The organism is Deltaproteobacteria bacterium, assembly GCA_017302835.1.
Taxonomy (GTDB): Bacteria; Bdellovibrionota; Bdellovibrionia; order Bdellovibrionales; family Bdellovibrionaceae; genus UBA2316.
Map to the genome: position 1 here is coordinate 16314 of JAFLCC010000019.1, position 20832 is coordinate 37145.

At 38.4% G+C, this 20832-nt stretch carries 21 protein-coding genes and 1 tRNA gene; 15 read left to right on the forward strand and 7 right to left on the reverse strand.

From position 1 onward, the window contains the following. Positions 1–260 precede the first annotated feature (260 nt). Together J0M15_14885 and J0M15_14890 are read left to right on the forward strand one after the other, a co-directional pair. Entirely contained in the window at positions 261–1337 is a 1077-nt protein-coding gene (locus tag J0M15_14885) for an ATP-binding protein (GenBank protein MBN8538337.1), read from the forward strand. 168 nt (positions 1338–1505) lie between these two features. Further along, positions 1506–2459, forward strand: coding sequence for a hypothetical protein (locus J0M15_14890; GenBank protein ID MBN8538338.1), 954 nt, complete (start codon positions 1506–1508; stop codon positions 2457–2459). A gap of 1 nt (position 2460) precedes the next feature. On the opposite strand, the gene J0M15_14895 is transcribed toward J0M15_14890, so the two are convergent. Genes J0M15_14895 through J0M15_14905 form a run of 3 tightly spaced genes read right to left on the reverse strand, consistent with a single transcriptional unit; the run spans position 2461 to position 4610 of the window. Beyond that, positions 2461–3402, reverse strand: a complete 942-nt coding sequence (locus tag J0M15_14895; protein ID MBN8538339.1) for a serine protease spb1 — start codon at positions 3400–3402, stop codon at positions 2461–2463. Next, complete coding sequence (locus J0M15_14900) at positions 3371–3961, reverse strand: hypothetical protein (GenBank protein MBN8538340.1); 591 nt, start codon at positions 3959–3961, stop codon at positions 3371–3373. The genes J0M15_14895 and J0M15_14900 overlap by 32 nt, the downstream gene beginning before the upstream one ends. Position 3962: 1 nt before the next feature. Continuing rightward, entirely contained in the window at positions 3963–4610 is a 648-nt protein-coding gene (locus tag J0M15_14905) for a redoxin family protein (GenBank protein ID MBN8538341.1), read from the reverse strand. 54 nt (positions 4611–4664) lie between these two features. Between J0M15_14905 and J0M15_14910 the strand changes: the two genes are divergently transcribed. The 11 genes from J0M15_14910 to J0M15_14960 all read left to right on the forward strand — a co-directional run bounded on the left by J0M15_14910 (position 4665) and on the right by J0M15_14960 (position 16136). Then, on the forward strand, positions 4665–5096 hold the full coding sequence (locus J0M15_14910) for a hypothetical protein (protein ID MBN8538342.1): 432 nt from the start codon (positions 4665–4667) through the stop codon (positions 5094–5096). Between the two features lie 20 nt (positions 5097–5116). Further along, positions 5117–6394 (forward strand): putative Na+/H+ antiporter, encoded by a 1278-nt coding sequence (locus J0M15_14915; protein ID MBN8538343.1) that lies wholly within the window; start codon positions 5117–5119, stop codon positions 6392–6394. A 72-nt stretch (positions 6395–6466) separates the two neighbouring features. Next, positions 6467–7033, forward strand: a complete 567-nt coding sequence (locus J0M15_14920) for a DTW domain-containing protein (GenBank protein MBN8538344.1) — start codon at positions 6467–6469, stop codon at positions 7031–7033. Between the two features lie 49 nt (positions 7034–7082). After that, positions 7083–8528, forward strand: a complete 1446-nt coding sequence (locus J0M15_14925) for a bifunctional enoyl-CoA hydratase/phosphate acetyltransferase (GenBank protein MBN8538345.1) — start codon at positions 7083–7085, stop codon at positions 8526–8528. A gap of 3 nt (positions 8529–8531) precedes the next feature. Then, complete coding sequence (locus J0M15_14930) at positions 8532–9764, forward strand: acetate/propionate family kinase (protein ID MBN8538346.1); 1233 nt, start codon at positions 8532–8534, stop codon at positions 9762–9764. 217 nt (positions 9765–9981) lie between these two features. Next, positions 9982–11760, forward strand: a complete 1779-nt coding sequence (locus J0M15_14935) for a hypothetical protein (GenBank protein MBN8538347.1) — start codon at positions 9982–9984, stop codon at positions 11758–11760. A 29-nt stretch (positions 11761–11789) separates the two neighbouring features. After that, complete coding sequence (locus tag J0M15_14940; protein ID MBN8538348.1) at positions 11790–13235, forward strand: S8 family serine peptidase; 1446 nt, start codon at positions 11790–11792, stop codon at positions 13233–13235. A gap of 106 nt (positions 13236–13341) precedes the next feature. Further along, positions 13342–13428, forward strand: a tRNA-Leu gene (locus J0M15_14945). A 140-nt stretch (positions 13429–13568) separates the two neighbouring features. Beyond that, positions 13569–14762, forward strand: a complete 1194-nt coding sequence (locus tag J0M15_14950) for a hypothetical protein (GenBank protein MBN8538349.1) — start codon at positions 13569–13571, stop codon at positions 14760–14762. A gap of 35 nt (positions 14763–14797) precedes the next feature. Beyond that, positions 14798–15316, forward strand: coding sequence for a hypothetical protein (locus J0M15_14955; protein MBN8538350.1), 519 nt, complete (start codon positions 14798–14800; stop codon positions 15314–15316). A gap of 205 nt (positions 15317–15521) precedes the next feature. Further along, on the forward strand, positions 15522–16136 hold the full coding sequence (locus tag J0M15_14960; GenBank protein ID MBN8538351.1) for a site-specific integrase: 615 nt from the start codon (positions 15522–15524) through the stop codon (positions 16134–16136). A gap of 190 nt (positions 16137–16326) precedes the next feature. On the opposite strand, the gene J0M15_14965 is transcribed toward J0M15_14960, so the two are convergent. Next, positions 16327–16902, reverse strand: coding sequence for a hypothetical protein (locus J0M15_14965; GenBank protein ID MBN8538352.1), 576 nt, complete (start codon positions 16900–16902; stop codon positions 16327–16329). Between the two features lie 258 nt (positions 16903–17160). On the opposite strand from J0M15_14965, the gene J0M15_14970 reads away from it, so the two are divergent. Both J0M15_14970 and J0M15_14975 read left to right on the forward strand, forming a co-directional pair. After that, on the forward strand, positions 17161–17478 hold the full coding sequence (locus J0M15_14970) for a hypothetical protein (protein MBN8538353.1): 318 nt from the start codon (positions 17161–17163) through the stop codon (positions 17476–17478). A gap of 68 nt (positions 17479–17546) precedes the next feature. After that, complete coding sequence (locus J0M15_14975; protein ID MBN8538354.1) at positions 17547–18299, forward strand: hypothetical protein; 753 nt, start codon at positions 17547–17549, stop codon at positions 18297–18299. A 283-nt stretch (positions 18300–18582) separates the two neighbouring features. On the opposite strand, the gene J0M15_14980 is transcribed toward J0M15_14975, so the two are convergent. Genes J0M15_14980 through J0M15_14990 form a run of 3 tightly spaced genes read right to left on the reverse strand, consistent with a single transcriptional unit; the run spans position 18583 to position 20708 of the window. After that, a complete protein-coding gene (locus J0M15_14980; protein MBN8538355.1) occupies positions 18583–19707 on the reverse strand; it encodes a hypothetical protein in 1125 nt (374 codons plus the stop codon). Between the two features lie 4 nt (positions 19708–19711). Further along, positions 19712–20350, reverse strand: coding sequence for a hypothetical protein (locus J0M15_14985; protein MBN8538356.1), 639 nt, complete (start codon positions 20348–20350; stop codon positions 19712–19714). A 1-nt stretch (position 20351) separates the two neighbouring features. Further along, positions 20352–20708 carry a helix-turn-helix transcriptional regulator gene (locus tag J0M15_14990; protein MBN8538357.1) on the reverse strand — a complete coding sequence of 119 codons (357 nt, stop codon included), beginning with the start codon at positions 20706–20708 and terminating at the stop codon, positions 20352–20354. Between the last annotated feature and the right edge of the window lie 124 nt (positions 20709–20832).

A 20832-nucleotide genomic window follows, 5' to 3' on the forward strand; every position in this document is an offset into this window, starting at 1 on the left:
GACGAATAAAATGAACTGAATTCTCTGAATTTAATTCTTAACTGGTCTTTGGTTTTATTCTTTAAACACCTTGCAATTTGTTTAATTTATCAGCGTTTCAATATTTTGATAAAATATTGGAGTTGACTCCAAAATGTTCATGAATATAATGGAGTTGACTCCAAAATATTCATGATGTCGTTTTTCAAGTTAGGAGGGGTTTTGTCATGATTAAAACAAGGTATCTCAGGGGAACTATCGAGGAATTTCTGAGAAAAAAGATGGTTTTTTTGGGGGGACCACGGCAGGTTGGAAAGACCACCCTTTGTCTGAGTTTTTTGGAGCCACCTGATGTACGAAATCCAGCCTATCTCAACTGGGATGAGGTGGGAACCAGGAGTCTTTTGCGTCAGGGCAAGTTGCCGACAGATCGAATTCTGGTTCTTGATGAAATTCACAAATATAAGCTTTGGCGTGGACTTATCAAAGGATTTTATGATGCCAACAAAGGGTATCAAGACTATCTGGTGACAGGCTCGGCTCGTCTGGATCACTATCGTAAGGGCGGTGATTCTTTGCTTGGGCGTTACCGGTACCTTCGACTTCATCCTTTTTCAGTGAGCGAATTAAAAATTCAAAATTCTGCAAATCTAGAAAGCCTTTTAAGATTTGGTGGGTTCCCTGAACCATTTTTTGCTCAATCGACAAGGGATCATAAATTATGGTGTGCAGAAAGAATATACCGTGTTGTGAATGACGACATTTCTGATCTTGAAAATCTAAAAGACTATTCTCGATTAGAATTATTGGCTGAAATTCTGAAAGAAAGAGTGGGGTCTCTTTTTTCTGCAAAATCCCTTGAGGAAGACCTACAAGTATCCCAAAAGACAGTGATTCATTGGGTAGAAATATTAGAAAGAGTTTACTATCTTTATCGAATTTATCCTTTTGGAGCCCCTAAGATAAGAGCGCTAAAAAAGACACCAAAAATTTTTTTGTGGGATTGGAGTGAGGTGGAAAACCCTGGAGCACGTTTTGAAAATTTAGTTGCAGGTCATCTTTTAAAATATTGCCACTTTCTTGAAGATACAGAGGGTGAAAAAATGGAGTTGAGATATTTACGTGACACCGATCATCGTGAGGTTGATTTTGTGGTTCTGAAAAACAAGAAACCCATTTTTGCAGTAGAGTGTAAAACGGGTGATCGTCAAGTCTCAAAGTCCATCTTGTACTTCAAGGAGAGGACCAACGTTCCACAATTTTTTCAAGTGCATCTGGGGGCATCAGACTATCTATCCAAGGAAGGCGTTCGAGTCATTCCATTTGTTAAATTTTGTAATGAATTAAAATTACCTTAATCATTGAAGGATAGACTAAATTCACTCAAAAAAATCAAATTTGATGCATCGAGAGAATATTTACTAGGTAGGACCAAGATTTTGAATTTAAAGTTAACTTTAGGGAAAACATCACTTATACCCTCAGTATTAAAAGGAGAAACAGGTGATAAAACACCTTAGATTCATATGATTAAATCAAAATATTATTTACAAGTTTTTTGTAGTGTTTATTTGGCTCTTTCTGTTGGCTTTTCAAGCCTTGTTTTTGCTTTTCCTGAATCAGAAATAGAAAGGGATCGTTTACCTGAAGCGCAATGGCCTTCGGAGTTAAAAGAATTTAAGGACACTCTTCCAGATAGATATTTGAATCTTACGGAAAGTAAAAAAATAGCATTGTATGTTGGCAAAGGAGCATGGTCTTTTGGTAAAGCTCACTTTAAAAAACTTTTATTGAACTACAGACATTCCTATGAAGTGATCACGGCGAAAGATATTCTTTCAGGAAAACTGAATGTAATAAACTATAGTATTTTGATTATGCCGGGTGGAAAATCTTGGAAATACATTGAAGAATTAGGAACTCTTGGGGCAGATGAGATTAAAAGATTTGTTGCCCATGGTGGTGGCTATTTAGGAATCTGTGCTGGAGCCTACTATGCAGTTTCTCATCGTCTTGGGCCTAGCACTCAACCAGAGCCCTATGGCATTGGGTTATTGCGTGGAGTTGCTCTTGATGGAACCTCATTGAAGGTGTCGCCGTTTCATGGCGGAATGATGAAATTCAAAACGGATATCCCGGGGTTTCCAAGTTTCTATCAGATCTTAATGTTGGGGGGACCATCCTTTCATTTTGATCCCATCGAAGGAATTTCAAAAAAAATAAAAATTTTAGGAACCATAGATCCAATCCATTTTCCAACATTGATTTATTTTAATTATGGAAAGGGTAAAGTTTTTCTTTCAGGTCCCCATGGTGAGATTGAAGAAAAGGGTTCCCTCCTAGGCCTCCTCTACAAAGACCCAGATTCAGAGTGGCCACTTCTTGAAAAGATCATGATAGGGTTAGCCTCTCCAAACTCCAATGCGGATAGCACCATTCTTAAAGTTCTGTCGGAGAATGGAGTAATACCGTCAAAATGAATTACCGGGGCCAACTTTTTTGAAAGGAGAGGAGAACCATTTTGTTGAGAGCCGTATTGGAGGGGTCTCCGTACCAAGCTTGGTCTGAGTAAGTCAAACTGCTGGAAAAATACTCTTGAATTAAATACCCAAGACTGAGACTGCCGGTGGCCACACGTTGTTCTTTAGCCACAGAAGTTAAGGTTCCAGATGAATTTACAGGTTCCTCCTGGGCCCAGGATATGGAATGTCCAAAACGGAAATTCCCCCAATTGTAACCCAAACCCACAGAGTAGGTGAGGCCGTATCCGGGAATTACTTTTCCTTGAAATTCAGAATTGGAGACATCTTTCTCAAGAGATCGATGTAACTCAAGATTAAAGAATCCGTCCCATTTGCGAAAAGACTTCGTCAAAAAAGTGCCAAGTCCAAGAGCCCAAAAACCTCGTCCCGTGGTTTTAAGCCCATTTAAATTATCATTGTCATAGATGGATTTTCCAGAGGGAATCAGGATCGAAGTGTACACGATCCCCTTAGGTCGCCAGGGTGAGTAATCCCAGTCAGGTAGAAATTCAAACCCACCAAGAAGGGAAATGTCACCTAACCCTACAGAGCGACCTCCTTCAGGACTTGTAACACTTCGTTGTTGAATGGGAAGTGAGAGACCCATTTGAAAACGGTCGTTAATAATGGTGGCAGCATCTAATTTAAAAGTTTGCGATTGATCATCAGTTTGTCGTTTTTGCCAGATTCCTGAAGTAGAGACGTCGCTATCAACTCGAGATTGAGAGTAGCTCGTGGTAAATTGACTTTGATGGTCCCCCGTTATCAGCGCAGGGGCCGAGAACCCACCACCACAGCAAGAGGCTGCAAAATTCATATCAGAATAAAACAAAATAAACACACTCATAAAGAAGGAAAAGTATTTCTTCCTAGATCGAAAGCTTAAAGATAACTTGCTCATTTATTTGTTGTGCTCCTTCTTTGATTTGTACTCGGATCTCCCAGTCGCCAGGCATGATAAAAAAAACATGAGTCACCGAAAGGGAAGTTTTATTGATAGGCGAAATCGCCACCGGTACTGAGCCATGTCCCATGCTTGGCATCCAAAGCACAATGGAGAGTTTTTGGAGTAAAGGGCCTAAAATATCTTCTCCAGGCGCTGAATTTGGTTTAAGACTTTCAAATGAAAGATTAAAAGACCCGTATTCTTTTTGAGTTGGAATTTGAATCCATTTAAGTGAAACACAAAGATTCTCTTTTCTTAACAAGAAGGAGCAAGCTTTCGGTTTTTCAACTGTAATGGGTTTTTGCGAATCATCCACAGAAGGATTTTTTGAATTTTCTGGGGAGGTGGGAATCTCTTGATAATTTGAATCATCTGGAGAAGAGGGAATCTCTTGATAATCTGAATCATCTGGTGAAGAGGGAATCTCTTGATAATTTGGTTTTGCACAAGAAATAAAAATAAGAAGAGAAAAAAATGAAAAGAACAAAAAAGAAATTCTTAGAAAGTAGTTCATGCTAATCTTTTTCTCGAGAAATAAAACACCCAAGGGCTTTAGTCTCTGGGGTGGCAATGGAGTTCTTGTTTTCTAAATCTAAAAGAGCCTGGTCCAAATAATGTTTGTCTGCCTTTTGAGCCGTGTTGCTATTAGTAACCCCACCTTTATAGATAATTTCACCTTTTTGATTAATTATAAAAGCGTGTGGGGTTTTGTAGGCGCTGAATAGATCAGCTATTTTAGCCTCGGTATCTTGAATCACGGTAATTGGTATATCCAGGCTAGAGAAATACCGTTTAGTGCTTTCTAGGTCTTCATTGACATTGGAATGAACGATATAAAATTGAAAATCTTTATGCCGATTTCTGAGAGCAGCTATTTCATCGATATGGCTATGGGAGCAGGGACATTTGGCTGACATAAAAACAAGGACCAAAGCTTTTTTGTCAGTGAATTTGGTGGGGACATTTAAGTTGAGTCCTGTTTTTAAATCAATGCCTGTAAGAGGGTCAGGGATGGATGTCGAAGCATGGCTATTCAATGATGCTGAAAATGAAACCATTGAAGCTGAAAATGAAACCGAAATAGAAATCGTAATTAAAAACAGAAAAAAATAAAAAGGATAATGAATGTGGCGCCTCATAGTTGAAATTAATAATCTATACAAAACAAACTTGCAATGATATTTGAAATGATGTTCTTTTTTTAAAGGGGGGAAATCGTGAGCCAATGGGTCTGTTCTTGTCTTGTTTTAATTCTATTTTTAACCCAAGTGGGGTTTGCGCAAACTAAAGTATCTTCAGAAGAAATCTGTGCGGTGGGTGAGGTCGCAGTTTGTGCTCATCTTCATTTTTCATCGACTCCTAACTCGCTTTCAGAGTCCAGTTTCCTCCTTCATCTTAAGGTTCCAGAAGATCAATCTATCGAGAATTTGAATGTGGATCTTTGGATGAATATGGAAGGGAGTGTGGGCCATGGATCAGCTCCTGTTACTATCAAAAAAGTATCTGACAATCATTTCCAAATAAGCAATGCATGGTTTGTGATGATGGGGGTATGGCAGGTAAAAATAAACTTGTTGGTAAGCCAACAAAGCTATCTGGTAAGCCAACAAAGCTATCAAATAAGCATTCCTGTACTTATAAAGAATTAGAGTGATAACCTATGTTTGAAATGAATCCATCTTTGTTTGAAAAAATAGCGAGTTTATGTTTTGCCCTAGCTTTAGGGCATACATTTTCAGTAAAACAATTTCAAAAAAAGGCTTTAGAATATCCAGCAGGATCCCTTGGAGAAAATTTTTTTCATCTTTTAGGGGAAGTGGAAGTGGTATTTGGTTTATGGGCCGGAGTCTTTATAGCGCTGAGTCTCGTTTTCTTTGATAGGAATCAGACCCTTGAATATCTGAATCATTGTCAGTTTACTGAACCCCTATTTGTTTTTGTAATAATGGTGGTTTGCTCAACGAAACCCGTACTTGAAATGGTTGAGGTCGTGGTTTTAAAATTAGCGTATTGGATTTTTAAGATAACGAAAGTTCATTCCAGTTACTCAATTTACTTTGTTAGTTTGGTTGTAGGTCCATTGCTTGGAAGTTTGATTACAGAGCCAGCGGCCATGACGGTAACAGCTTTGTTTTTGTTGAAATTTTTGTTTCAGCAAAAGATATCAGTTAAGGCGAAGTACTTAACGCTGGGCTTGCTGTTTGTGAATGTTTCAATAGGGGGTGTTCTGACGCCTTATGCAGCCCCACCTGTTTTGATGGTTGCTGCAAAATGGAATTGGGATCTCTATTTTATGTTGACTCATTTTGCTTGGAGGGCCCTAGGCGCGATGATCGTATCTACGTTCATCGTAATCCTTCTTTTAAAAAAGGATCTTGTTAAAATTCATGCAGAACACTTGTTTAGAAATAAAACAACAGTTCCTTCTTGGATTATGATGGCTCATTTGGGCGCTTTATTTCTAATTGTTTTAACTCATTTGTCCCCTGTGATTTTTGTCGGTCTGTTTTTGTTCTTTCTTGGTCTGGTTAAGGTTACCATGGAATATCAAAAAAACTTAAAATTGAAAGAGTCCTTGTTAGTTGGTTTTTTTCTCGCAGGTCTGGTGGTTCTTGGGGGGCCGCAAAAATGGTGGTTGCAACCTTTGATTTCTAGTTTAAACAGTTACAGTTTGTATCTGGGGGCGGCGGTCTTAACTGCATTTACAGACAATGCGGCATTAACCTATCTTGGGTCTCAGGTTGAAAATCTACAGGATATTTCAAAATTTGCATTGGTAGCAGGAAGTGTCGTGGGTGGTGGTCTTACGGTGATTGCCAATGCTCCAAATCCAGCTGGCTATTCCATTTTAAATTCTGAGTTTGGAGAGCAGGGAATCAGTCCAATGCAACTTTTTCTAGGAGCCCTGTTGCCGACTGTGGTTTCTGCTATCTTCTTTTTTCCTTGAAGGTGAGATTCCTACGTGAACAAAAACTTGACCCGAAAAAGAAAAACGAAAAACCCCTGCAATGTTTGTGGAATGAGCATGGAAAATTGCTTTTGTTCCGAGGTTGAACAAATAGAAGTAAATACTCGATTGTTACTTGTCGTTCATTCTAAGGAGCTCAAAAGGACAACAAATACAGGAAGGCTGGCGGTTCATTCTCTGGGAAACAGTCAGCTTTTAGTCAGGGGAGAAATGGGAAATCCCTTGAATTTATCCCCCTTTCTAAATGGCGAATACGAATCATTGCTATTATTTCCTTCCAAGGAGGCAGAAGAGTTGACTCCCGAGGTTTTAAAAAGATTTCGTCGGCCTATCCAGCTGATCGTTCCCGATGGAAACTGGAGACAAGCAAGTAAGTTGGAAATTCGTCAAAAAGAGATATCTCATTTGCCTAAAGTTATGATAAAAGAAAAGAACGAAGCGGCATTTCATTTAAGGAAAGAAAATTCTATTTATGGAATGTCAACCCTTGAAGCCATTGCCAAAGCAATGGGAATTCTTGAAGGCAAGGATGTCGAGCAGAGGCTTCAGCATCTGTATCAACTTAAGTTGCAAAGAACCTTAAAGGGGCGTGGAATTAAAATAGAGAATAGGTATTGAGAATACGTATTGAGAAGTTATTCTCAAGGAGATTTTTTAAGGAGTATCGATGAAAGTTCAAGAAGTAGAAACCGTAGAAAATAAAACATTTGATGAGATAAAAATAGGGGATTCAGCGGCCTTTAATAAGGTCTTAACCAAAAGTGATATAGAGTTTTTTGCTATTATTACGGGGAATGCAAATCCCATTCATTTAAATGAAGACTATGCTGAAAAGCATTCTGAAAACCATAAAATTGTTGGGCATGGAGCTTGGGTCATTTCATTAATTTCTAATTTATTAGGAAACCATATTCCTGGATCGGGGACCGTGTATGTTTCCCAAGAAAGTCAGTTTCATCATCGAGTTGAAATAAGTGATACCTTGACCCTTTCGATAAAAGTGATTGAAAAGATCGAAGAAGGGCAGTTGATTGTTTTTGAAGTGAAAGCAGTCAATCAGCGTGAAGAGTTGGTTTTGACAGGGAAATCAATAGTTAGAGCACCTAAGAAAAAAATAATTAGCCCGCGGTTAAAATTGCCTGAAATTTCAATTAAAACAAATGTTGATTATTTTGAAAGTGTGATTGCTAAATGCGATACTCTTGAGCCCGTCGTATTTTCAGTTTGTCATCCCTGCGATTTCACTTCTCTCAAAGGACCAATGGACGCCTACAAGGCAGGATTGATAAAACCCATTTTGGTGGGACCTCGACATCTTATCGAAAAAGTCGCTAAGGAAAATAATATTGATTTAACCGGTGCTGAATTTCTTCATACAGCGAATGCCCATGAGTCTGCCATGAAATCTGTGGAGTTATGTCGTGTTGGAAAGGCTGAAGTATTGATGAAGGGAAGCTTGCATACCGATGAGATGCTGCACGCGGTGGTTCAAAAAGAAACGGGACTTCGAACGTCTCGAAGGATTTCCCATGTCTATGCAATGAGTGTTCCCACCTATCCCAGGTTGCTATTGATAACCGATGCGGCTATCAATATTTATCCAAGTCTTGAAGATAAAGTCGCTATTATACAAAATGCCATCGACCTAGCACATATCTTAGGAGTGACCCTTCCTAAGGTGGCAATTCTTTCTGCCATTGAAACAGTGAATCCAAAGATTCAATCAACCCTGGATGCCGCAGCACTTTGCAAGATGGCAGACCGAGGTCAGATTAAAGGGGGCTTGTTAGATGGTCCCTTGGCCTTTGATAATTCAGTGAGTATGGAAGCCGCAAGAATTAAAAAAATTGTTTCTAAAGTATCAGGACAAGCTGATATCCTTGTCGCTCCAGATCTTGAGGCTGGAAATATGATCGCCAAGCAGTTGGATTACCTGGCGGGGGCCTCCACAGCAGGGATCGTTTTGGGTGCAAAGGTTCCCATCGTTTTAACGAGCAGAGCGGAAAGCCCCAAAGCCAGGACGACATCTGCCGCTTTAGCGGTGTTAGTAGCCTATCAACGTAGAGAAAGAAAAAGAAAAGAACTATCCGGTCAAAGTGATAAAATGGATTAACAAATGAAAGAAGCTATTCTCGTTATCAATGCCGGGTCCTCCAGTTTAAAATTTTCAATTTTTCTAACGGATGCAGGTGAAAAAAATAAAGTGACTAAAAACTTGGACCTTCTTTCTAGGGGGCAGATTGAAGGAATTGGTGTCCATCCTAGTTTTGTAGTTAAAGATGACAAAGGTGTTATCCTGGCCAAAAATCAGTGGGAAAATTCGAAAGATATTAATCATGAATTTCTATTAAAATATTTGATTGAATGGCTAGATCAAAATCTGCAAGGAGCCAAGGTCAAAGCCGCTGGCCATAGAGTGGTGCATGGTGGAACAGAGTTTACGTCCTCAGTTCTGGTCACAGAGGATATTCTTATTAAGCTAGAAAAACTCATTCCCTTGGCACCATTACATCAAACTCATAATTTAGCTGCCATCAAGGCATTGAAAAAAGTATACCCTGATTTGCCTCAGGTGGCTTGCTTTGATACCTCTTTTCATACAACGAATCCTGATGTTTTGAGACATTTTTTTATTCCTAGAGAATTAGAAGAGAATGAGGGAATTAAACGATATGGATTTCATGGACTTTCTTATGAATACATCGCCGAGACTTTAAAACAAATGGATCCAGAGTTAGCTCAGAAAAGAGTTTTGATCGCTCACCTGGGAAGTGGTTCAAGTATGTGTGCGATGAAGGAAGGTCAGAGTGTCACGACATCTATGGGATTAACGGCTCTGGATGGATTGCCAATGGGCACGAGGCCTGGAGCGATGGATCCAGGTGTAGTGCTTTATTTGATGAAGGAGAAGAAAATGACTCCAGATCAAATTGAAAATCTACTTTATTATAAATCGGGTCTATTGGGCTTATCTGGTATTAGCAATGACATGCGCCAGCTTCAAGAAAGCGATTCCCCTAGGGCCTTGTTAACCATGGAAGCCTTTGCCTGGAAGGTCTGTCAAATGATTGGAAGTCTTGCTGCCACGATTCAAGGAATGGATGCCTTAGTTTTTACGGCTGGCATTGGTGAAAATTCACCCAGGGTCAGAAAAATTATCGTTGAAAAACTTTCCTGGATGGGCGTTTTATTAAATGAAGAAGCAAATGAAAACAAAACTGATCTTTCTCGCAAAGACCGTTTTGGCAGTTTCCTTATAAATTCACTTCAGAGCAAAGTGAAAGTCTATGTTATTCCCACAAATGAAGAGCTCATGATTGCAAAACATGTTTTAAAGGAATCGCTCTAATTTCTTTTGGAGAGATCCATAAATTAATATTGTGTCTTCAATAAGATTTAGTAATCTGTTTTGCCGTGCAAAAACTCTAGTTTTTTTATTTTTTAACTTGGGTATTCTTGGAAATTAGATAACATCGTAGACAAAGGATTTTTAGTTTATCGAGTTTAGCTGTACTTTTTTTAAAAATTATTTTTAAAAAGGAGCTAAATCTTCCAAGGGGGGAAGAATGAAGAACCAAAGAATTTGGATTTTTAGATGGCTATCCGTGTTTCCGTTACTTTTTACGGTGACGATGCTCACTTCTGAAAAATTAAAAAGCGAGACCCAAGAAATTCAACAAACTTCACAAGAAACGCAACGAACAGCAGATGATGATCTACTGGAACAAAGAGTGATGTCTTTATCAGAGGAAGCTATTTCATCTCAAAAGAGTTCTCAAATTCTTGAGATGACAAAGACAATGACCTTATCTGAATCCTTATCAAGACTTCGTGCATTTAAACAAATTGCCGATGGTAAAACATTTAAATGCGTTGAAAGTAAAAAAATACTTTTTGATTCCAAGTACGCTTTGAGTTTGGATGAGTCCGGAAAGCCCTGCAGAATTTATGATTTGTCTTTTCCTCATTTGCAGTCTTTGTTGACTCGAAAAAAAGCGAGTCAAGTGCCCGTACGAAGAATGTCTTCCAAGGAATACTTAAATTGGCTCGATGGAAATATCGACGCAAATAATGAAAATAATGAACAATACAAAAAATATTTTAATCCTCTTATCGCTGCCAGATATAGCTGGGTTGGTAAATTAAAATTTAAAAACCGACCGGAAGCGGTCCCTGGATCAAAAGAAAGTTTTTTTGATTTAGGATTGCCTCAATCATTTAGTTTGGCAGATTTAGATTTAGGGAATCATTTTAGTTTTAATAACCAGTTGGAGAATGAATTTCAATCAGAACCTGAAGAATTTGTTCCTGATTATTTTTTACAGGTTATGAAGAAACCAGAAACGTTTTTGCAGGGAATTAGATTTAATTGGAATGACTTCGACAAGGTCTATGACGTGGTATTAGATGCGAGCTTTTTACCCATCAAAGGCCCTGTGGCTTTGGTAGATTATCAGAGGCCCTACAAATTTGCTGTTGAAAAGATGGTACGTTCTATTTTGTCGGCAGGTTTGATTAAATTATCTAAAATGATTCCGAATAAGATGATTTCAACAATTGTCGAAGTCGCGGTTAACGATACCTTTGAACAGCTCGATTTGATGTATGAATATCAGATGTTGCAGCTGGAAGACTCTTTAAAAACTTTGGTGATGAATCAAAAATCAGGTGAGGACGAATTGTTTTCAACTAATTTAGCCTTGAATATTCTTTACGGGCAAAGGTCTGATTTGTTTTCAAACTACATTCAGTCGGTGATTCAGAAAAAAGAGTTTGATTGGCAATCTTTTGACAAAATGGGAAAAGCGGCTCGCTATGGTGTTGAAAAACAACGTGAAGTCACCATGGGAAAAATGAACTCCCGTCTGGTATTGGAAAAAAAATGTGAGGTTGAGTTTTTTCAAGATTATTTTGCCATCTGTTTTAAAAATGGTCAGAAGGACGCTCTTTACTCTTTGATTTCAGATCAATCTTTAGCTGTAAAAAACTTTGGGGCACCCATGATTTTTCGCTATGGTCGTCCCTACGAAACGACTTTGATGCGTGGAGGAACCTGGGTTCTATCAATTGCCTTAAGAATTATTGGGTTACCTCTTTCTCGAACGGTGACGTATAAATTAGATTCAATTCTAAAAAATTATATGCAGTCGGGCCTTATGGATGAGGCCTTGTTAAAAAATAATTTGACCCATAAAAAACAATTATCAGGCCTTGCTTTGGAAAATGAATCTCTTTTGAAATGGCTGTTTATACAAAATTTAAACCCATTTTTGCCAAAAACACTGACTTCTGAAAATAACCTTATTGAGCTAAATAAGCAACTTCTTGGATTGACAGATCTTTAGTATTTTAAACAAGGATGAAAGGTAAAAAAATGAATCACAAAATTAATTTAATAGGGAATAAATATAATTACTTTATTTCTAAAGTCTTGATTGTAGCCATTTCTTTCTTAATTCCCCAGTTCTCCTTAGCGGCTCGGGTGGCTGTTACGGATTCGGGAACAGATTTTTCCCATGAATGGCTAAAGGATAAGGTCTTGATCAATTTATCAGAGATCTCAGGAAATCTGGTGGATGATGATCGCAATGGAAAGGTAGATGATATCTGGGGCTGGAATTTTGTAGATGATTACAGGAAAGTATTCTTCCCCGAGCATTTAAATGTAGTGGATGAACAAATGTTCAAAATTTTCGAAGTCCTTTCCCGAATTCAAGCAGAGACGGCGACTGAAGAAGATCTTCTTTATTGGAAACAAAATATAAAAGACCTAGAAGGTGACGAGAAAGCCGCAATCATTTCTAGATTAAATTTTTATGGACAATATGCCCATAGCACTCATTGTTCGGGAATTATAACTGCCATTTCACCCAATTCAAAGATTCTGTCTAACAGAGTTTTTCCTGACACTCCTCCGGATACCTCTTCTGAAAGCGCACAGTTGTTTTCAAAGGGTATAGAAAAAAAGAAAACGGGAGTTGCCGATATTTTTTATAAGGTTCTTGCCGCTATCAGCAATGGAACCTTCCAAAAAGTAGCAGATTACATTGGCGAAAGAAAAATAGATGTGGCTAATTACAGTTTGGGAATGAGCTTGCAAACCATGGCGCGCTTAGCTTTATCGGTCAGGGGAGTCAAGGCTCCAACCCCAGAGCAGGTTTCCGAGGAAACAAAAAGAGTGGCGGCTCAATACGAACCCGTGGGAAAAAAATGGATGGCGAGCGCTTCAAACACTTTATTTGTTGTCGCTGCAGGAAATGATTCCTCAGATAACGATAAGCTTCCCGTTTTCCCTGCGGTGGTTAGAGCCGAAAATGCCATCACTGTTGCTGCCTCCAAGGGAAACAGCAGTCTTGCTAGTTTTTCTAATTTTGGCATCAACTCTGTCGATATTGCGGCTCCTGGAGTGGCCATACGAAGCTCTGTGCCCAGCAAGGATCATAACCAGCTCCTACCTATGTCTGGAACCTCCATGGCAACACCCTATGTGGTTGGGGTTGCCGCTAATATCAAGGATCTCAATCCTAAACTAACTCCTTCGCAGATAAAACTTATTTTGATGTCTACCGTGGATATAAAAGAATGGCTAAAAACAAAAGTCATCAGTTCTGGCGTGGTTAATCCACAGCGAGCCTATCTAGCCGCTGAGAAATCAGCAACCATGTCAATAGATGAGTCCATCGCTTACGCCCGAACTCAAGTTAAGGATTTGCCGGAAGTTAAATCAACAGTGCTGAAAGAAAAATTAAACAGTATTTCTTCAGCAAATTCAGAATCCTTAGCGGAAATTAAAAAGGAAGCAGATAGTTTGGTTTTTTAATCAGAGTGAAAAATATTTATCGGTCTCTTTAAAAAAGTTCTATGTTATTTATAAAAATTCATTTACAGGAAAGCCTATTTTTTGGTAGGCTCACCTTTTAATAAATCCCCGGGTGGCGAAATTGGCAGACGCACTACCTTGAGGTGGTAGCGCTCGAAAGGGCGTGCTGGTTCAAGTCCAGTCCCGGGGACCATTTTAATTGTGATTGGTTTATGATCTTTGTTTTTTTAGCTCTTCTGACCTTCCTCTACGGCAATCTTATTATCTCACCACTGATAACCATATATTAGTCCAGCTTGTGTTTGTACCGCTAACCACCGAAAGGGTAACGGTATGATCGATGATTCAGAATTAGAAAAAACGATTCGAATTTTAAACAACAGATGGCTTCAAGCTGATCGCAAGAACCGCTGGATGCTGCTTGATGAAGGCGGCGTCTTATATATAAAGCGCAATGTGTGGATCGCAGCCACCAAAAAGAAAACATTTCAGCGACTTCCTCGTAAAATCTACGGCCACCTAGCTAAAGAGGAACTTGAAAAGCTCATCACACGGCTTAACTTTAACCAAGATCGTGAAAAGCGAATGCGGGATAAGTTCAAAATTGAATCGGCATTTATTTCTAAATCTTTGCTGGAAGAATTTTATGAACAGTTAGATGCTGAGATCCCTACGAAAAGTATAGTTAAACAACGCTACTCGCATCTTCGCCGTGAGTTCTTGGATTACTTTTTAAAAAAGGATCCCAATCCCGTCAATTGGCACCGTCATCATCAAGCGGAATGGTGTAATTCTCTCCTTGCAAAGAAAAGAAGCGCCAGTACGCTACGGCAAATCATTGGGGTAGCTAATCGGTTTATGAAGTTTCTGCATAAGAAACGGCCTGATGAAATTCCAATGATGGTTTTTACTCCGATTTCACGAGCACGCTTCAGGAAAATCAAAGACGAGTGGTCTATTGAAGAATTGGGCAGGCAACCTAGCTTTATAAACGAGTTCGACTTTAATTTAATTCAAAAGAAGATTCCGGCCAATTTAAAATCGGTATTTCTTCTTTGCTATCATTTTGGATTGCGTCGAAGTGAGGCTATGGGTCTTATTGGACGCGTTGAATGTGTGAAAAAAGGATTCTTACAAATAGACAAACAGCTTCTAAGACACACCCGCGAAGGTAAATTATTAACTGGACCTACAAAGGGGCGGATGGCTCGTAAGGTTCCTTATTGGTATTCAACTCCAGAACAGGCTTATGAATTGGTTCAAAATATCGTTCCAATGTGCCCGTGTGACTATACTCGTAAATTCAGAGCATTTTTGAAAAAGAATAAACTCGACTATTTTGTCCATGATTGCCGTCACTCTTTTATTACAAATGCGGTAAATGATTCTCGTCAGCTAAAACTAAATGATATTCGGTTAGCCGCTGGTCATGCAGATCTCCGTGTTACAAACGGATATTTAAGGGATAGCACCGATTACGACAATCAAATCTGGAAGCCAGAAGTGGTGAAAAAGATCGCTGGATAGGTCTATTCGCAGTGATCTCTTGATATAATCTTTGTGTGCAGCCAAATACACAGTCACAAAATTTAAAAATCTGTAACTCCTGCAAGCGAACCTTGCACCTGAGTTACTTTGGTATCAATCGTAAATCCAAGGATGGGTTCAATGCTTGCTGTAAAGAATGTCGGAACTATCGACGACGCAAAAGTTATCATGGTGAAACCAAAACAGACAATTCCAATATTCTGCCCCTTAATGAAAATAACCGTTTTATTTTAGTATCAGCATTGGATACTTCAAGTTCAGTTGAAATTCCCTGTTTAAATATCTCGACCAATACTAACTTAACTTTTAAAGTTGAGAAACTTGATAAAGCCTATCGATTTGAAATCTCCAACGGTACTCAGAAGGACTGCGATACCTTTTATACCGGATACACAGACCTCTTTGTGGACATTGCACTCAACCTATTGAGGAAGCGAAACATCCGTCTGTTTCCAACAGACCACCAGCATTTAATTTTAGAATGGCAATATGGATCAGCCAATGTCATTGCCGCGCAGTCCACATATAAATAGACAAAATCATATCGTTTTGATGCAACTTTTAAATACTGAACAAAATTGCACAACTGTTCTTTATCGATTTGAAATGTAGCTTATGATATTAAAATAACAAATAAATCTCTAGTCTGACCGCTCCTCGCAAGTCTTTACTGTGTCTTAATTAAAAAACACTTCATATAGTTTAATCATGTAATGTTCTCTTTCCATGGGAGGAACCATGATTTCAGCTGATAAGATACTTAGCGAATCCCAACTCGTCAAATTTTTCAAGAAAATTAAACAGGAAAAAGATAAGTCAATTCTAGCGCTAATTAATTCAAGTAAGAAAAACCCAAAAGAGGTCAGAATTGTTTTCGACTATTTTTTATTTTCATTGATTGCAAATACCGGTTTAAGAATATCTGAGGCGTTAAATCTTAAATGGTCCGACATCCATGATGACTTTCTTATTATTCGCCCTGAAGTTTCTAAAAATAAAAAACGTGGTACCGTATATTATGGAATCAAATCTCAAAATTTATTAGCTGAACTAAAGGATTTTAAATCTCACCTAAGCAACCGAAAACCAACCGACTACCTTTTCAGTATCAACACAAAAATTCCAAGCCGAAGCTATATGCACATTCGTTTTAAATATTGGACTAGCCAAACTGGATTACCGTCAAGATTGTCTATACATTCCCTACGCCATACATACGGAACCATGTGTCTAGATAAGGGCCTACCGTTAACTTTTGTCAGAGACAACCTTCGGCATTCCAGTGTGGCCGTCACATCACAATATTTACATCTTACAAAAGAAAGTCGAGACAAAGTGAAAGATATATTTTGAAAACTATGTACCAATTTCTAGAGACAGAAGTCAGACCAAAGAAAAAAATAAATTATTTTTTTATAACAGAATTTATTCTGTAAAATCGGTACCGTAACTAGCCAGCTTTCTTTTTCCCATGAGAATCCTTTGACTGACCACTTATACTTTTAGTGTCGTCAAACGGTCCGTCGTGCAAACCTCTTTCATTTTATTTTTTTTTGGATCTTCTACTATGGTCTGCGACCCGCGCAACAACAAATGTCTTAACGTAGCCACTCTTTTCTCTTTTAGTCTTCATATAGTCGTAATTACCAGAAGTTAAAATTGACATAAAAACTTGTTGAGCAATATCTTGATACTCTTGTTCAAGATCAATCTTATTTTTAAATGCACGTAGTATCCTCTTGGAATACATTTTGGCAACTCTAAGAACCCAATCCGCCTCTGAAAAGAACTCAGCCGAGTCTTTAACGTAATTTTCCATCATCAGTTTTAAGGTACTTCTATCTTCATTACTAAGTCCATTTGAGGCATTAAATACCAAAGACTTAATTTGTTCATAAACCGGTGCGTATACTTTTTTTAGTCTAATAGATCGATCCCATTCTTCTTCAGCAAGTGCTTCAATACGAAAATACTCATCAGGACTTTTAACGCTGTCAATCTCAGCCAATTGATTAAAAATTCGATAATACTCGTCGCTAACGTGTTCCACACTTTCAAGATCGTCAGAAAGACTGTGCATTTTAAAATCGACTTTCTTTTTTGGTCTTCCACCGGCCATGAATATCCCCCCTACGTGATTGAATCACTCATGGATCGTCTAAAAATATGACATTCTTAAGTCCTAAACCAAAAAAATATTTATTTTTATCAAATTGAGGCAATTCCAACTCATTTTTTATTCGGGGTAGTTTCGTATTCACCAGTAAGGGCAATCAAGCCCGTTTTACCTGGAGGAATGAATGGACCCACCATAAAGAAATTTAAGTTCATGGGCAAAATTAATTGAAATCACAACATCAAAAGTAAAGGAATTTAAATGAAAACACTTAAATATAAAGAAATCGAAACCAAAAAATACTTGAAGCTACAGGACCTTAAAGGCGAAGAAAATTTCGTAGAAGGCAAATATGTCGGCACCGAACCGCTTGCATACAGCCCTGCATTCCTAATTGAAAATGATAATCAAATTTTCAGAATTATAGGAACTACGGACTTAAATTCAAAAATGAATAAAATCCCGATAGGCACGCAAGTAATAATTGGTCTTAAGGAAGAGGTACCGACAAAGCACGCAAACGCTTGTTTGATAGCTTTTGTCGGCATCATCGATATTTCTGAAGAATCTGTAGGGTAAATTTAATGATCGCTAACCAAGGGCTCACGGATTTGCCGTTGAGCCCTTTTAACTTAATGAGGTATAAAATGAAAGAAAATATAGAGCAAAAAATTATAAATGCATTTCCAGAAATTACAAACAAACTGGAATACTTTGAATCCAAGTGGTTTAAAATAAATCAAAATGGCAATCGCGAGATAACGGAAAAAAATGCCCGTGATTTAATCGAAAAACATTTTCCAGATGTTTTCAATTCCTACACCCTTGAGGATCTAAAAATAGAGTTGGGAAACTACGCAAAACTTTCGCGAAATGAGGAACAAAAAAAGCGCCAGCAAAATGGTTGGACAGATTATGACGATGAAACTGCTTTTATTTTGCATATGAATAAACGTCATCAGCTTTTTAACGTTAATGCGTCGGGCTCCGTGATGGTATTAAACGGCAAATCCCGACTTATCGAAAGACTTCGGGTATTAGCCAGTCGGTACGTAAAGGAAACCGGCGATAAAGAAATTAAGCCAGCAAGTCTATCTGATCACCTAGATGTAATAATTGATGACATGGCTATTTCCGGCAAAGAAGATCTTAAACGTAAAATTGCCTTTGATCCTCACGCTTCTGATCACTTTGACGAATTACTATCTGCTCTAAGAATAACTGATTCTAAAAATATTCATAAAAATGCGATCAAGCACTATATGTGGCAAGTTAAAAGGAAGCTGTGGGGGTTTGAACCACGGTATCATTTCATGTTAATCTTATTTACAAACAGACAAGCGTTTGGAAAATCAACATTTCTCAGGGAGTTTCATCTTATAGGTCACAGGCCAAAATGACTTTTTAATCATGAACGGCCGTCTACGACTATACCCCAAACCAATTTTACATCCAAATGCGCACAGGACGCGCACCAATTCAACCGGCTGAACTCGGCCAATCAAACCCCAAAGGGCCAATTCTGACCAAACCTGGTCGATACCGGCGCGGTTAAAATCAAATATCCCGCCCGCTATGCCTTTTTCGTAATGCCGTAGACATTGGTCTTCGCTTAAGAATCTAAACTGACTTTCAAAAAGCGGGATTTCGAGATGTTTCCAGACCAAATAATAGTAATACTTTTTAGAACCCATAGTTGATCCCCAATCCGCCCATGAATCCTGGACTATTTTGATCTCTATGTTTTCGAGCTCCTAACTCAAAAAAGATACCCCATCCTTTTTTATCGTCACGGGTATCAAAGCCAAGATGTCCACCATAATAGTTTGATGAAAAAGTATTTGTGGTTTTGGTTGGAACACCAACGCCTGAATTATTATAAGTCACATCAAAATACTCTTTACGACCATTCACGAACCCAAAATCAAGTTTAAAATAGGTTCCTCGCCAACCGGAATAGATAACAAGTGCAGCACCGATATCTGAATACATCACGGGTCCATTAAAATTCTGTGTTGAATTGGATGTACCCATCGTTGGCACATCTTCATCACTATTTTTTTGATTACTTAAACGACCGCGCCCAAATCCACCATAAAATTGAACTCCAAACCAGCTGAAAGGTCGCTTCTCATACGCAGCTATCCACATAATATCGTTTTCAGAGTTAGCTGTGAACTTAGAATCCCAAAAATGAAATGAAAATTTAAAACTATTTCTATAAACCTGGTGAAGATAACGGAATCCGCCCGACTTTATTGTTTCACTCGAATTCAAATCCTGAAGCTTCAGGGCTTTAGCTTCTTTTTGATTTAGACTTTCTTCTAATTCTGCAAGCTCGTTCTTTTTGGCAATTGATTCTTGTTCTGACTTTTTTATCTGATTTATTTTTTCTATCCGTTCCTGAATATTTTGAATTTCTTTGCTGCTGTGAATGAACTCACGCTCAAGCTCCTCAATGTCCAGGGATACCGACTTTCTTTTTAAATCGCTAATTTCAAAATCCAAAGCCCGAAAACAAATATGATTTCCATTTTTAAACTCACACTCGGTCCGTTTTGGAACGACAGTGTAGTCAAATGCCGTACAATCAGATGATAGTTGACACAACCTTTTAAACTCTTCTATGGCACTTTCTCTCGACTTGATTCTGGCCTCCCCCAGGTTTCGTGACTGTCCAACACCACATGCAGTAATAACTTGCCCCCTTCGCGTAGAGGATGCTTCACGGCAAAGCCACTGGGCATTTGCCGTGGAAACAAAGATAAAAATTATAGGCACTATGACCACAACCGGTTTAACTTTCATAATACTACTTTAAAACTTTTGCGTACGGCTCGCACTTTTCTGAAGAACTGCAAAATCGTATCTCTTCTATATTGAAATATTTTTTATTATTTAATCTTCCAAGTAGTTTGACCGTTGTCGACGTACCAGGTTTTAGCCCATCAATTAAATATTCGATCATGTCCTTTTTTTCTTTAGGAACAGCTAGGCATATCCAATCATTATCTGTATATATACAAGGACCCGATGTTGAATCGCCCATCGAACCACAATAACCATCGAGCACTCCTCGATCGGCAACATATTTTATAATTTCACATTTCATCACCACCAATTTACCTTGATACTTTTCGGGCGAGGCCTGAAGCCGCCGATAGGCGACTTCCTCGTGCTTGTTTTCGTTCACAATTTTCTCTTTTATAATTCCACCATCTTTTTTGCATTTATCAATATCTGGATAAATTACTACAAGGGCCTCGGCCTTACATTTCAGAGTTGTCTTATCATTAGTTTCTGATGACTTTTCACAGCCGACCAATTTATAGTCTGGACTCTTGGCGATCGAATCTGTGAACTCAACGCATTCGTTTTTATCATTTTTTTGATAAAGACAAAACGCGGACACTGGAAACAAAAGTATTACGATTAAAAATGTGTTTTTCATTTTACCCCTTTACTTTTTCGATGTTGACTCGATACTGAACCCCACGGTCTGTAAATGTCGTAGAGCTAATTATCTGACGCTCAACTTTTTCATCAAATAAAATCTGCACTAAACTTAATCCTAAATAGTCAGCTAATTTTTTTAGTTGCCACATATTTTTAGCCGACGGCTTTCTGGATGAGCTATACCAGTCGTGGAGAATGGAAACGCTGACGCCGATCTCTTTGGCGATCCTAGACAAGACTTTGCCCTTTAGTTCACGCTGTAATACTTGTGATAATTTGATTTCTTTTTTCACAAATATAAGTTTGTTCGTAAAAATCTGGGTTTGATTCTGATTTCCGATAAACGTAACCACCTTTCCGACATAATATGATTTTAAACTGTCGGTTGGTCGTGTACATTAGTGATTGGTATAGTTGGGCCGGTTGATTCAGGTAATCAGAGGACACTTATGGACATTTCGATTTGATGCATATCCA

Bases quoted from the DNA above. Each gene is read 5' to 3' on its own strand.
- J0M15_14935 (MBN8538347.1), top strand. From the start codon at position 9,982: ATGAAGAACCAAAGAATTTGGATTTTTAGATGGCTATCCGTGTTTCCG.
- J0M15_14885 (MBN8538337.1), top strand. From the start codon at position 261: ATGGTTTTTTTGGGGGGACCACGGCAGGTTGGAAAGACCACCCTTTGT.
- J0M15_14985 (MBN8538356.1), bottom strand. From the start codon at position 20,350: ATGAAAAACACATTTTTAATCGTAATACTTTTGTTTCCAGTGTCCGCG.
- J0M15_14920 (MBN8538344.1), top strand. From the start codon at position 6,467: ATGAGCATGGAAAATTGCTTTTGTTCCGAGGTTGAACAAATAGAAGTA.
- J0M15_14975 (MBN8538354.1), top strand. From the start codon at position 17,547: ATGAAAGAAAATATAGAGCAAAAAATTATAAATGCATTTCCAGAAATT.
- J0M15_14980 (MBN8538355.1), bottom strand. From the start codon at position 19,707: ATGAAAGTTAAACCGGTTGTGGTCATAGTGCCTATAATTTTTATCTTT.
- J0M15_14895 (MBN8538339.1), bottom strand. From the start codon at position 3,402: ATGAGCAAGTTATCTTTAAGCTTTCGATCTAGGAAGAAATACTTTTCC.
- J0M15_14965 (MBN8538352.1), bottom strand. From the start codon at position 16,902: ATGGCCGGTGGAAGACCAAAAAAGAAAGTCGATTTTAAAATGCACAGT.
- J0M15_14915 (MBN8538343.1), top strand. From the start codon at position 5,117: ATGAATCCATCTTTGTTTGAAAAAATAGCGAGTTTATGTTTTGCCCTA.
- J0M15_14890 (MBN8538338.1), top strand. From the start codon at position 1,506: ATGATTAAATCAAAATATTATTTACAAGTTTTTTGTAGTGTTTATTTG.
- J0M15_14970 (MBN8538353.1), top strand. From the start codon at position 17,161: ATGAAAACACTTAAATATAAAGAAATCGAAACCAAAAAATACTTGAAG.
- J0M15_14925 (MBN8538345.1), top strand. From the start codon at position 7,083: ATGAAAGTTCAAGAAGTAGAAACCGTAGAAAATAAAACATTTGATGAG.
- J0M15_14900 (MBN8538340.1), bottom strand. From the start codon at position 3,961: ATGAACTACTTTCTAAGAATTTCTTTTTTGTTCTTTTCATTTTTTTCT.
- J0M15_14960 (MBN8538351.1), top strand. From the start codon at position 15,522: ATGATTTCAGCTGATAAGATACTTAGCGAATCCCAACTCGTCAAATTT.
- J0M15_14950 (MBN8538349.1), top strand. From the start codon at position 13,569: ATGATCGATGATTCAGAATTAGAAAAAACGATTCGAATTTTAAACAAC.
- J0M15_14940 (MBN8538348.1), top strand. From the start codon at position 11,790: ATGAATCACAAAATTAATTTAATAGGGAATAAATATAATTACTTTATT.
- J0M15_14930 (MBN8538346.1), top strand. From the start codon at position 8,532: ATGAAAGAAGCTATTCTCGTTATCAATGCCGGGTCCTCCAGTTTAAAA.